The 12415-nt window shown below is 71.2% G+C and carries 12 protein-coding genes; 3 read left to right on the forward strand and 9 right to left on the reverse strand.

Going from position 1 to position 12415, the window contains the following annotated elements; genetic code table 11:
- Positions 1 to 177 precede the first annotated feature (177 nt).
- Positions 178 to 1074 carry an alpha/beta fold hydrolase gene (locus tag ABLE88_RS10710; protein WP_348831567.1) on the forward strand — a complete coding sequence of 299 codons (897 nt, stop codon included), beginning with the start codon at positions 178 to 180 and terminating at the stop codon, positions 1072 to 1074.
- A gap of 167 nt (positions 1075 to 1241) precedes the next feature.
- Entirely contained in the window at positions 1242 to 1559 is a 318-nt protein-coding gene (clpS, locus tag ABLE88_RS10715) for an ATP-dependent Clp protease adapter ClpS (protein ID WP_348831657.1), read from the forward strand.
- A gap of 106 nt (positions 1560 to 1665) precedes the next feature.
- Here clpS and ABLE88_RS10720 read toward each other — a convergent pair whose 3' ends face one another.
- Complete coding sequence (locus ABLE88_RS10720) at positions 1666 to 2049, reverse strand: DUF930 domain-containing protein (protein WP_348831568.1); 384 nt, start codon at positions 2047 to 2049, stop codon at positions 1666 to 1668.
- 224 nt (positions 2050 to 2273) lie between these two features.
- Between ABLE88_RS10720 and ABLE88_RS10725 the strand changes: the two genes are divergently transcribed.
- Positions 2274 to 2960 carry an outer membrane protein gene (locus ABLE88_RS10725; protein WP_348831569.1) on the forward strand — a complete coding sequence of 229 codons (687 nt, stop codon included), beginning with the start codon at positions 2274 to 2276 and terminating at the stop codon, positions 2958 to 2960.
- Here ABLE88_RS10725 and ABLE88_RS10730 read toward each other — a convergent pair.
- From ABLE88_RS10730 to ABLE88_RS10765, 8 genes are all read right to left on the reverse strand, one after another.
- Positions 2945 to 4009 (reverse strand): tryptophan 7-halogenase, encoded by a 1065-nt coding sequence (locus tag ABLE88_RS10730; RefSeq protein ID WP_348831570.1) that lies wholly within the window; start codon positions 4007 to 4009, stop codon positions 2945 to 2947. The genes ABLE88_RS10725 and ABLE88_RS10730 overlap by 16 nt on opposite strands.
- On the reverse strand, positions 4006 to 6642 hold the full coding sequence (locus tag ABLE88_RS10735; RefSeq protein ID WP_348831572.1) for a LodA/GoxA family CTQ-dependent oxidase: 2637 nt from the start codon (positions 6640 to 6642) through the stop codon (positions 4006 to 4008). Before ABLE88_RS10735 ends, ABLE88_RS10730 begins: the two co-directional genes overlap by 4 nt.
- Positions 6643 to 6777: 135 nt before the next feature.
- Entirely contained in the window at positions 6778 to 8046 is a 1269-nt protein-coding gene (locus ABLE88_RS10740) for a M20/M25/M40 family metallo-hydrolase (RefSeq protein ID WP_348831573.1), read from the reverse strand.
- On the reverse strand, positions 8043 to 9413 hold the full coding sequence (locus ABLE88_RS10745; protein WP_510182883.1) for an allantoate amidohydrolase: 1371 nt from the start codon (positions 9411 to 9413) through the stop codon (positions 8043 to 8045). The genes ABLE88_RS10740 and ABLE88_RS10745 overlap by 4 nt, the downstream gene beginning before the upstream one ends.
- Positions 9414 to 9427: 14 nt before the next feature.
- Positions 9428 to 10156 (reverse strand): amino acid ABC transporter ATP-binding protein, encoded by a 729-nt coding sequence (locus ABLE88_RS10750; RefSeq protein ID WP_348831574.1) that lies wholly within the window; start codon positions 10154 to 10156, stop codon positions 9428 to 9430.
- Positions 10143 to 10793, reverse strand: a complete 651-nt coding sequence (locus ABLE88_RS10755; protein ID WP_348831575.1) for an amino acid ABC transporter permease — start codon at positions 10791 to 10793, stop codon at positions 10143 to 10145. The genes ABLE88_RS10750 and ABLE88_RS10755 overlap by 14 nt, the downstream gene beginning before the upstream one ends.
- Before the next feature lie 3 nt (positions 10794 to 10796).
- Positions 10797 to 11459 carry an amino acid ABC transporter permease gene (locus ABLE88_RS10760; protein ID WP_348831576.1) on the reverse strand — a complete coding sequence of 221 codons (663 nt, stop codon included), beginning with the start codon at positions 11457 to 11459 and terminating at the stop codon, positions 10797 to 10799.
- A gap of 55 nt (positions 11460 to 11514) precedes the next feature.
- On the reverse strand, positions 11515 to 12315 hold the full coding sequence (locus ABLE88_RS10765; RefSeq protein WP_348831577.1) for a transporter substrate-binding domain-containing protein: 801 nt from the start codon (positions 12313 to 12315) through the stop codon (positions 11515 to 11517).
- Positions 12316 to 12415: the final 100 nt, after the last annotated feature.

Genomic DNA, 12415 nt, shown 5'->3' on the forward strand with positions numbered 1-12415 from the left:
TGAGGCCAAGACTAACCGGAAATCGCGCCGGCGCCTAACCTTCCGAGGCGCGCTTTCTTCTGCCGATCGCACTTTGGCGATGGCCGCCGCGCGGCGATGCGCCTATGGTCCGGGGCCGAAGGCATGGCCCCCGCCCAGGGCTCGCGGCCATGGCGCGCAGCGGACAAGGAGAGCAACATGCCCATCCTCTCACCGGTGTTTTCCGCGCCTGCCGACGGCGGCACCGCCGCTTCCGCTTCCGCCCCCATCGCCAGCCGCTTCGCCGATCTCGACGGCGTGCGCATGCACTATCTGAGCAGCGGCTCCGGCACGCCGGTCGTGCTGCTGCACGGTTATGCCCAGACCAGCCACATGTGGCGGCCGCTGATCGCGGCGCTCGCCAAGACCCACACGGTCATCGCGCCCGATCTGCGCGGCTTCGGCGACAGCTCGAAGCCCGAAGCGGGCTATGACAAGAAGACCATGGCACAGGACGTCCACGCCCTCATGGCGCAGCTCGGCCACGCGCGCTACGGCGTGGCGGGCCACGATATCGGGCTGATGGTCGCCTATGCCCTCGCCGCCCAGCATCCCGACGCGGTGAGCCGCATCGCGCTGATGGACGCGTTCCTTCCCGGCGTGGGGGATTGGACCACGGTCTGGCTGCTGCGCGACCTGTGGCATTTCCATTTCTACGGCAAGACCGCCCTTGCCCTCGTGGCGGGGCGCGAGCGCATCTATCTGGAGCATTTCTGGAACGATTTCGCCGCCGATCCCGACAAGTCGGTGTCCGAGGCCGACCGGGCGCTCTACGCCGCGGCCTACGCCCAGCCGGGGGGCATGCAGGCGGGCTTCGAGGTGTTCCGCGCCTTTGAGCAGGATGCGGCGGATTTCGCGGGCTTTGCCAAGACCAAGCTGACCATGCCCATGCTGGTCCTGACGGGCGAGAAGGCCTCGGGGCCGTTTCTCATCGCCCAAGGGCGCCTCGCCGCCGAGAATGTGGAGGGCGTGATGATCGAAGGCTCCGGCCATTGGCTGATGGACGAAGCCCCCACGCAGGTGATCCCCAGGCTGGTCGCCTTTTTCGCCGGCTGATCGTACGCCCGGCGCCATCGCGCAGTTGATCGGTGCGCCGCGCAGGCGTATTCGCAGGCGCAAGCAGAGATGGCGCGGCACGGCCGCGCGATCGTCAGGGGTTGCCCATGGGCAAGCTAGACTTCGGCAATCTTGACCGCGGCAAACGTGAGCTGCGTACCACCGGAATGGGCAAGACCGATATCCCCGCGCCCACCAGGCCGCGCGTCGAGACGCGCACCATGGTGGAGCGCCCGCGCCTCTACAAGGTGATCCTGCTCAACGACGATTTCACCCCGCGCGAGTTCGTGGTGACGGTGCTGAAGGCGGAGTTCCGCATGACCGCCGACCAGGCGCACCGGGTGATGATCACCGCCCACAAGAAGGGCGTCTGCGTGGTGGCGGTGTTCGCCCGCGACGTGGCCGAGACCAAGGCCACCCGCGCCACGGATCTTGCCCGCGCCAAGGGCTACCCGCTGATGTTCACCACCGAGCCGGAGGAGTAAGGCGGGCCGACAGGCGCCGCACCCCCGCGCGCCCGACGGCGGCGCGTGCCCCAGGGTGCGCCTTCCCCTCCCCGGTGAGGAGAGCGTCTGCGCCCAGGCGCCGCCCTCACTCCACCAGGCTGTGCTCGTCCCATTGCGGGCGCGGCACCTCGGCGCCGAGCTGGTAGCTGAAATCCTCCACCTCCATGCCGTCGGCGCTGGTGCGGCACCGATAGGCGAGGTGGTACCAGTGGCCGCGGCTGCGGATCGCCGCGCCGGGGGCGGAGATGCTCCCCGTGCCGAGCTTGGGCTCGGCGAAGGCATAGGCCACCACTTCCTCCGGCCGCATGCCCTCCTGCTCGCGTCCCACGACGCCCATGGCGCGCGCGTTGCACCGCTGCTCGATGCGGGTCGCGAGATCCACATGGAGCATCATGTCGTCGCGGCGGGTGGCGGCGCCGGCGGGCGCCGCCAGCACCAGCATCAGGGCTGCGAGGAAGGCACGCTGCATCAGGGCCGCTCCCGAATCAGGCTGTTCCATCGGCCCGCCCATAGGGCCCTTTCATGGCGAGGATGGGACCGCCCGACCTGCCGGAGCGGCAGCCCGGCGGCCGCGCGCTTGCCTTGGACCCGCCTTGGGCCTTCGCCCCTTAACCTCTTGTCAGGGTTAATCGCTGCTTAAGCATCCCGTGGCACCCTGCCGGCCGTGACATGAGAAACGTGGGTCGTTCCGTGATGTGGGTTAAGGTTCTGCCCCTCAGCGCGATGGTGCTCGCGGCGTCCGCCGCCGGCGCGTCCGCCGCGGACCCGGCGCCGCGCCTCGGCAAAGCGGGCGACTTCTCGCTCGCCTCGCCGGAGGTGCACGAAGGGCCGGAGAGCGGCTGGTATCTGCGCGGCGACGTGGGCTATGTGGCGCCGCGCTCGGGCGCGGTGACGTCGGCGGCGGCGCCGCTCAATCCGAGCCCGGACTACGGCGCCGGCTGGTCGTTCGGCGGCGGCTTCGGCTACTCGTTCTCGGGGCCGTTCCGCGTCGAGGGCACGATCGACTATTTCTCCCTGGGCAGCACCGCCACCGTCGCCGGCGACGTGGGCGCCGGCGCCACGGTCGGGCTCGCGAGCCTCTATTGGGATGTCGGCACCTTCGCCGGCTTCACGCCCTATCTCGGCGGCGGCATCGGCTACGGCGTCGTCTCGCTCGACGCGCCGGCCGGCTACGCCCATGGCAACGACTGGGGCTTCGCCTATTCCGTTTCGGCGGGCGTGAGCTACGCTTTCTCCTCCGTGCTCAGCATGGACCTCGGCTACCGCTACGTGAATCTGGGATCGGTCGGCGCGCCCATGCCGGCCGGCAGCATCCCGCTCGAGGTGGACGGCCTCTCCGCCCACCAGGTGCGCCTCGGCCTGCGCTATTCCATGCGCTGAGCGGCGCGCCGCGCCCAGAAGGGGGCGTCGGGCCAGCGCCGTTCGAGGCGCGCATAAAAGGTGCGCAGATCTGCGGTCTCCGCCTCCAGCGTCCGGTAGTCCTCCACCCATTCGGCGAGCGCCGGCGCGGTGCCCGCGCCCAGCGCGCCGGCCGCCGCGGCGCCGGCCCGCGATCCCATCAGCACCGCCGCGGCGATGCCCTGCGAGGACAGGGGATCGAAGGTCATGGCCGCGTCCCCCGCGGCGAGCCATCCCGGCCCGTGCAGCGTGCGCGCGCTCGCGGTCTCGGCGGGGCAGGCGCGCGGCCGCGCGGCCGCCGCCGCGGGGCCGGCGCAGCGCGCCATGTGGCGGGTCTGCGCAAGGCGCGCGGTCCAGTTCCCGGCGCGCGCCTGCCAGAGGTCGGCATCGGTCAAAAAGGCGAGCACGCGCCGCCGGCCGGGCAGGGGCGTCGTGTACCACCAGCCGTCCTCCACCGCCTCGACGCTGGTGCCCTGGAACGGGTCGCCCGCATCGGCGAAGGCGGCGACCACGGCCACCTGCCGGTCGCGGGCGGCGCGCCCGGCGCCGAGCTGGCGCGCCACCGGCGCCGCCCGGCCGGCGGCGTCGATGACGAAGCGCGCGGCAATCGCCCGCCCGTCCGCGAGCGCAAGCCGCCATGCGCCGGCGGCGCCGGAGATCGCCCCGGCGCGGCCCTCGACCAGGCGGGCGCCGGCCGCCACCGCCGCCGTCCGCGCCGCCGCGTCGAACCGCGCGCGGTCGAGCAGCAGGCCGCCGCCCTGCGGATTGGCGAGGAAGTCGGTTGCCACCAGCGCCTCCCCGCCCCAGGCGGCGCGGGTGCCATAAGCGGGCAGGTGGCCCTCGATCACGGCGGGAGCAAACACCGCCGCCGCGAGGTCGGCCATGCCCGGCGGCAGGCTCTCGCCCGCCCAGACCAAGCCGGGCCGCGGGTCATGGACGAGGATCACGTCGAGCCCGCGCCGGGCCGCGGTGACGGCGGCGGCGGCGCCGGCCGGTCCGGCGCCCGCGACCAGGAGGTCGCAGGCGCTCATCCGATGAAGACGACGCCGCCGGGATTGGGCAGGCCGTCGGCGAAGTCCGACACCATCCCCACCTCGCCGCTCAGCTGCACCCGCTTGATGAGCGTGCCGGCGGTCTGCGAGGCGTAGAGGTCGCCCTTGACGTCGAACACCAGCCCGAACGGCTTGGTGAGCGTCGCCCCGCGCAGGATCAGCGGGATCGGCACGCCCATGGGGTCGAAGCGGCGCACCGCATTGTTCATCTGGTCCGCCACATAGAGGCGGTAGGAGCTGTCGTAGGCCATCTGGCGCGGATTGTGGAAATCGGTGAGCCAGTGCAGGTCGATCACCTTGCCGGTGGCGATCTCGATGCGCGCCACCGAGGCGCCGCCCCAGCTCACCAGCAGCGCGCCGTCCGGCGTGACGACGATGCCGATGGGGAAGGCGAGCCCGGCCTCCGGCGGCACCAGCACGCGGCTTTTCCCGTCCGGCGTGATGACGCTGACGAAGCCCTTCTCCGCGAAGTTCGCCACATAGAGGTTGCCCAGGCGGTCGCCGGCGATGCCCACCGGCTTGCTGAAGCCCTGGGCGAACGGCGTCACCTCGCCCTGCGGCGTCACCCGGCGCACCAGGCCGGCGTCCATGCAGCAGACATAGAGGTTGCCGTCGAGGTTGCGCGTCATGCCCTCGGGGCGCTCCAGCGGCGCGGAGAGGCGCATCGGCGTCACCTCGCCGTCGGCGGCCACGAGGCGCAGGCTGTTGTCGTCGGAATTGGCCGCCACCAGCGGGAAGGTGCCGATCTGCGGGTAGAGCGTGTTGGCGCCGTAGGCGACCTCCGGCTCATGGGCGAAGCCCACCAGCGTCTCCACCTTCATGCGGGCGGGGAAGGGGCCTTCCGCCGGCCCGGGACGCTCCTGGATCAGGCCGAGGCGGAACCAGTCCTGCGCCATGGCGGCGAGCACCGGCGGGCGGGTCGGCGCGCTGATGAAGCGCTCCCAGTCGCGCCGGCGGGCGAAGGCGGAGCGCCGCTCCTCGATCGCGCGGGCGGTGTCCATCACCACCTTGTAGTCCTCCTCGGCGAGGATCGTGGTGGGCACCCGCGCCGGCCAGAAGGCGGGCAGAACGGGCGAGACCGCGCTCTCGTAGCCGGCGCGGCAGCTCGACCAGTCGGCGTGCCAGGGCAGGCCCATCCACTGGGTGATGCCGCCCGGCCCGAGGCGGGCGAGCGGGCCGGCCTTGGCGAGCGCCTTGGGGGCGGTGAGCACGGCGCCGTAATCGGTGAGATCGGGCGTGCGGGCGGCGGACTTCAGCCGCATGTCCTGGGTCCAGATCCAGGCGACGCGGGCGATCCAGGGGAATTCGATGCCGGGATGGAACGGGCCGCCGAGGCTCGCCTCCATCGCCGCCCGGTCGAGCGCCGCCGGCTGGTCGGCGAGCCCGTGATCCTCCAGGCGGTTGCGCGGCCGCTCCGGGGCGCGGGTGAAGCGGCCCTCGGCCCAGGCCTTGAGATGCCGGTATTGCAGCGGCGTCAGCGCCAGCCACTGGCGCGGCTCCACCGCGTCGGGCGGCATGGACGGCTTGTCGCCGTAGAGCACCGGCTCGAGGCCGGGCTCGACGCGGGTGAAAGCGGGGTCGCGGAACAGCGCGAACATCTCCGCCCGGAGCGCCGCATTGCCGGCCGAGCCGTCGGCGAGCCGCGCGCGCCAGGCGACGCTGCCGAAGTCGCGCGCGGTGCCGAAGCCGTATTTCTCGAAGAAGCCCTGATTGACCCATTGCAGGTCCGCCAGGCGCTCGAACACCGGCCATACGTGGCGCTCGAACTCGGTCGGCGGGGCGCGCCGCATGCCGGCGTCCACCAGCGTCGAGTCCACCGTGTCGTAGAGCGAGACCAGGCCGCTCGCCACCGCGGGCGCGTAATTGGGGCCCACCGCCACCACCCAGGCGGGGTCGGCCTGGAACACCCGGCCGCCGATCTTCACCACCGCATCCACCGGCCCGTCGCAGGTGTCGTCGGCCCAGCCGTCATTGTCGGCATAGCCGCTCATAGGCGGGGCGCCGTCGCTGGCATAAGCGGTGCCCGCGCCGGGCAGGAAGACGAGCCGGCCCTCCGGGTCGGTCATCACCTCGCCGAGCGCGACGGGCTTGCCCTTGAAGGTGCCGCCGTCGAGCGGGCGCGGGCGCGCGCCCGCCCCGGTGAGGGTGCGCGGGGTGGCGACGATGGCGAGGGCGGCGCGGTCGGCGACGCCGGGATTGCGCCGGCTGGCGGCCGGCGCGCCGGGCAGATCGAAGGCGACGTCGACGCCGTACCAGAGCGCCTTGGTGTTGGCGACCGCCACGCTCCAGGAGATGTCCGCCTCCTTGGCGGTGATCTCGCCCACCACCCGGCCCTGGGCGTCGTAGCCGAACAAGCGCAGCCGCGCCGCCTGCTTCGCCATGGCGCCGGCGGCGTCCTTGAACGGGCCGCGCGGCAGGCCGCCGGGCGTCTCGGGGCCGAAGAAGAACGCGTCCTGGCTGTTGCCGACGCGGGCGATCGCCACGGCGGGGTGGATCGCCACCCGCTGGACGCGCGAGAAGTCCGCGGGCGTCGCCGCCCGCGCCGCGCCGGCACCCGAAACGCCCGCCGCCAGTCCCGCAACGAACGCGCGGCGCGAAAGCAACGCACCCATCAGCCGTCCCCCTGCCACGCGGCGCTTGGAGCGCGATCCGCCCGCCCCCGCGAAGGTGGAGCATGCGCCGCCGCCGGGGAAGCTAGAGCAAATCGCCGGCCCGTTGAAACCCGAAGAAATCTCATGCCGCCGCGTTCAGCGCGGCGCGAGCAGGTCCGCCAGAGCGAGGGCGACGATGCGGGTCGCCTTGTGGAGGTCGTCGAGCTTGAGATTCTCGTCGGCGCGGTGGCCGTTGGCCTCGGTCAGGGTGCGCGGGCCGGCGCCGTAGAGCACCGTGGGGATGCCCGCCGCCGAATAGAGCCGCGCGTCGGTATAGATCGGCACGCCCTTGGTGCCCACCTTGTCCGGCAGGATGCCTTGCGCCGCGCGCTGGATCGCAGCGACGAGCTTGTCCTGTCCCGGCATCGGCACGAAGGGCGTGGCGATGAGGATGCGCGTGAGGCGGCAGGAGATGCCGTCCAGGCCCGCCACCGCGTCGGTGATGGTCTCGCACAATTCGGCCTCGGCGGCGCCCGCATCCTCCTCCGGCGTGATGCGCCGGTCGACGCGCAGGCTCACCTTGTCCGGCACCACGTTGGTGTTGATGCCGCCGGAGATCAGCCCCACGGTCAGGCCGGGCGCGCCGATGCCGGGGACCGCCGAGGGCCGCTCCTTGAGGCGGCGCCGCAGGTGGTAGATCGCCGCCAGCACGGCGGTCGCCGCCTCCAGCGCGTCGGCGCCGGTCTCGGGCATGGCGGCATGGGCCGAGCGGCCGAGAATCTCCGCCTGAAGATGCAGGCAGCCATTGTGGGCGGTGACGATGTCGTAGGAGAAGCCGGCGGAGATCACGAAGTCCGGCTTGGTGATGCCCTCTTCCAGCAGCCAGCCGGGCCCCAGCAGGCCGCCGATCTCCTCGTCATAGGTGAAGTGCAGCTCCACCGTGCCGGCAAAGCGCGCGCCCGCCTGCGCCGCCGCCTTCAGCGCCAGGAGCGCATAGGCATAGGTGGCGAAGTCGGATTTGGAGACCGCGACCCCGCGCCCGTACATCACCCCGTCGCGCACCTCGGCGCCATAGGGATCGACGCTCCAGCCGAGGCCGGGCGGCACCACGTCGCCATGGGCGTTGAGCGCCACCACCGGGCCCGGCCCGAAGCGCTCGCGCACCACGAGATTGGTGACGCTCACCATGCCGCCCGCGCGCACCCGCGCCGGCGGCACCGCGTGGCGCTCCACGGCGAAGCCGAGCGCCTCCAGCAGTTCGGCCGCCCGCGCCGCATGGGGCGCGCAGTCGCCGGGCGGGTTGTCCGAGGGCACCTTCACCAGCGCGGCGAGGAAGGCGACCTGCGCCGCGCGCGTGGCATCGATGAAAGCGAGGATGTCCTTCCGCGCGCTCGCTGGGGCCGAGGAGGGGACGGCGGCGCTCATGACTTCCTCGGATGGCTGTTGGCCCGGCGGCCGGCGGGCTTCGGCTCCGCCTTCGCTTTGCGGGCGGGCGCCTTGCCGGCGGCCGGGGCGGCGAAGTTCTCCAAGGCATAAAGCAGCACCCGGGCGCCCGCCGCCACGTCTTTTTCCGCCACGTGCTCGCTCGGATGGTGGCTCACCCCGCCCTTGCAGCGCACGAACAGCATGGCGATGTCGGCGAGGTCGATCATGGCCATGCCGTCGTGACCCGCCCCGCTCGGCAGTTCCAGCACGCGCCCGCCGGTGGCGGCGATGGCCGCGCCGAGCTGGGCGCGCAGCCAGGGGGCGCACGCGGCCGTTCCGTTCTCGTGGGTCTTGGTGATGCGGGCCTTCAGCTTGCGCCGGGCGGCGATCTCGTCGATGGCGTCCACCACGTCGGAGACGGTCTCGCGGCGCTGGGCGTCGTCCGCCGCGCGGATGTCGATGGAAAAGCGCGCGCGGCCGGGGATGACGTTGGCGGCGCCCGGCTCGGCGGTGATCTGGCCCACCGTGCCCACGACGCCGACGCCGGCGCGGCACAGCGCCTCCACCGCCAGCACGCATTCGGCGGCGCCGGCGAGCGCGTCGCGCCGCAGGCCCATGGGCACCGTGCCGGCATGGCCCGCCATGCCGTTCAGCTCCACCAGGAAGCGGCTCGCGCCGCTGATGGCGGTGACCACGCCCACGGCGAGATCCTCCGCCTCGAGCACCGGCCCCTGCTCGATGTGCAGCTCCAGATAGGCGAGCACGTCGGCGCGCCGGCGCGCGGCGCGGCGGATGCGGCGCGGGTCGAGGCCGAACGCCTCCATGGCGGCGCGCGCCGTCACGCCGTCCTTGTCCTTCGCCTCCAGCGCCCCCTCGTCGAAGGTGCCGGCCACCGCCCGGCTGCCGAGCAGAGTGGAGGAGAAGCGCGCGCCCTCCTCGTCGGCGAAGGCGACCACCTCCAGCGCATAGGGCAGGCGCGCGCCGCGCGCGGCGATGGTGGCGACGCACTCGATGGCGGTGACGACGCCGAGCGGGCCGTCCCATTTGCCGGCATCGCGCACCGTGTCGTAGTGCGAGCCCACCATGAGGGCCGGCAGACCCTCTTCGACGCCCTCGTAGCGGCCGATCACGTTGCCGATCTCGTCCATGCGGGCGGCCATGCCCGCCTCCTCCATCCAGGCGACGAGCAGGCGTGCGGCACAGGCGTGCTCGGGCGAGAAGGCGACACGGGTGAGCGCGCCCTCCGTCTCCGACACCTGCGCCAGTTCGTCGATCCGGCGGACGATGCGCGCCGCCATCGCCGCCGCCACCTTGGCCGGGACGGCCGGCTGCGCGCGCTCCATGGTCGCGTCCTCTTCCCGTGTCATTGGTTGCCTCGGCGTCAGTGGATGCCGCCCACGAACTGGGCGAGCTCGGGCGTTCCCGGATTGGCGAACAGCGCCTTCGGGTCGCCCTCCTCGTGCACCAAACCGTGGTGCATGAAGACGAGCTTGGTGCCGACGTCGCGGGCGAAGCGCATCTCGTGGGTGACGAGGATCAGCGTCATGCCTTCGCTGGCGAGCTGCTCCACCACCTTGAGCACCTCGTTCACCAGCTCCGGGTCCAGCGCCGAGGTGATCTCGTCGCACAAGAGCACGGTGGGCCGCATGGCGAGCGAGCGGGCGATGGCGACGCGCTGCTGCTGGCCGCCGGAGAGCTGGCTTGGATAGGCGTCGAACTTGCCGGCGAGGCCGACCTTCTCCAGCAGCGCCGCGGCGACCGCGCGCGCCTCGCCCTTCTGCTCCTTCGCCACCACGGTGGGCGCGAGCATGACGTTCTCGCCCGCCGTGAGGTGGGGAAACAGGTTGAACTGCTGGAACACCATGCCCACGTGGCGGCGCAGGGTGCGCAGGTCGGTCTTGCCGTCGCCCACCGCCATGCCGTCCACCGTGATTGCGCCGGACTGGAAGGTCTCCAGGCCGTTGATGCAGCGCAGGAGCGTCGACTTGCCGGAGCCCGAGCGGCCGATGATGGCCACCACGTCGCCGCGCTTGATGTCGAGCGAGACGCCTTTCAGGACTTCGTTGGCGCCATAGCTCTTGCGCACGTCCTTGATGCTAACGAGCGACATTGAGGCGGCCCTCCAGGCGTTTGGAATACCAGGACAAGGGAAAGCAGAGCGCGAAGTAGATCAGCGCCACCAGCGAATAGACGAGGAACGGGCGGAAGGTGGCGTTGTTGAGCATGGTCCCCGCCTTGGTCAGCTCCACGAAGCCGATGATCGAGGCGAGCGCCGTGCCCTTGATGACCTGCACCGAGAAGCCGACCGTGGGGCCGATGGCGATGCGCAGCGCCTGGGGCAGGATCACGTAGCGCATCTGCTCCACATAGGTGAGCGCGAGGCTCTCGGACGCCTCCCACTGGCCCTTGGGGATCGCCTCCACGCAGCCGCGCCAGATCTCGGCGAGGAAGGCCGAGGTCCAGAAGGTCAGCGCCAGCGAGGCGGCGACCCAGGGGCTCACCTCGACCCCGAGCAGGGCGACGCCGAAGAAGAACAGGAACAGCTGCATGAGCAGCGGCGTGCCCTGGAACAGCTCGATATAGGCCATGGTCGCCAGGCGCAGCGCCCGGTTGTGCGAGACCCGGGCGAACAGGATGGCGAGGCCCACCACGCCGCCCAGCACGAAGGCGATGAGCGAGAGCGCCACGGTCCAGCGGGTGGCGAGGAGCAGGTTCTCCAGGATGATGGCAAAGCTGAATTCGATCATCGCTCACCCCCTCGGGAAGACGGCGCGCCCGATGCCCTTGAGCAAAGCGCGCAACGCGATGGCGAGCAGGAGGTAGATCCCCGTCACCACCAGATAGACCTCGAAGGCGCGGAAGTTGCGCGACTGGATGTAATTGGCGGCATAGGTGAGGTCCTCCGCCGAGATCTGCGACACCACCGCCGAGCCCAGCATGACGATGACGATCTGCGAGGAGAGCGCCGGGTAGACCTTCATGAAGGCCTGCTTCAGCACGATGTGGCGGAAGATCTCCCAGCGGCTCATGGCGAGCGAGGCGCCGGCCTCCAAGTGTCCGTACGGCACCGCCTGGATGCCGGCGCGGATGATCTCGGTGGAATAGGCGCCGAGATTGATGGTCATGGCGAGGAAGGCGGCCTCGGCTTCGCCCATCTTCACGCCGATCGCCGGCAGCCCGAAGAAGATGAAGAACAGCTGGACGATGAACGGCGTGTTGCGGATCAGCTCCACATAAACGCTGATTGAGGTTCCGGCCCATTTCGGCCCGAAGGTCCGCGCCCAGGCCCCTGCCGTGCCGACGAAGATGCCGGCGACGGTGGAGACGAGGGTGAGCACCACGGTGAAGAGGAGACCCTTGGCGAGCACCTGCCAGTAGGGCAGGAGATCGCCGAAACTGAGCTGGTAGAGCATGGCCTGCCCCCCGGGGCGCTGCTGTGGCGCCGGCGCTGTGGCGGATGGGGCGGGGTCAGAAGGTCGCCGGCAGCGGCTGCTTCAGCCACTTCTGGGAGAGCTGCTCCAGCACGCCGTCCGCCTTGGCCTTGGCGATGATCGCGTTGACCTTGGCGAGCAGCGCCGGCTCCTCTTTGTTGAGGCCCACATAGCAGGGGCTGTCCTTGATGATGAACTTGAGCTCGGGCTTCCTGGCCGGGCTCTTCTCGGCGATCACCGCCGCCACCGTGTTGCCGGTGGCGATCAGGTCCACCTGGCCGGAGATGAAGGCGGAGATGGTGGCGTTGTTGTCCTCGTAGCGCTTGATGGTGGCGGACGCGGGGGCGAGCTTGGTCAGCTCTTGCTCCTCGATCGAGCCGCGGGTCGCGCCGACGGTCTTGCTGGCGAGCGCGTCGGCATTGGCGATGGATGCGCCGGAAAGACCGTAGACTCCCGAGAAGAAGGGCGCGTAGGGGGCCGAGAAGTCGATGACCTTCTCGCGCTCGGCATTCTTGCCGAGGCTCGATATCACGAGGTCGACCTTGCGGGTCTGCAAATAGGGGATCCGGTTGGCGCTCGTCACCGGAACGATTTCCACCTTAACGCCCAAGGACTTGCCGATGTAGTTGGCGATGTCGATGTCGTAGCCCTGGGGCTTCAGGTCGAGCCCGGCCGAGCCGAAGGGGGCGAAATCCTGCGGCACCGCGATCTTGATCACCTTCCCCTTCTCGATCTCCGCCAAAGCATCCGCCGCGGCCGGCGCGAGGGGGGCGAGGAGGGCGGCGGCGAGCGTCGCGGCGGTCAGGGCGCCGAGGCGCAAGATGTTGAATTTGCACATGGAAGGTCGTCCTTTTTTGATGGTCCGGGTCTGGAGGGCGGTCACGGAAGCCAAGCAAGCGCGGTGCCAGCGCCCCGACCGTTGGCAGGAGAGTTGCCCG

Source organism: Xanthobacter luteus (assembly GCF_040049235.1).
Lineage (GTDB): Bacteria > Pseudomonadota > Alphaproteobacteria > Rhizobiales > Xanthobacteraceae > Xanthobacter.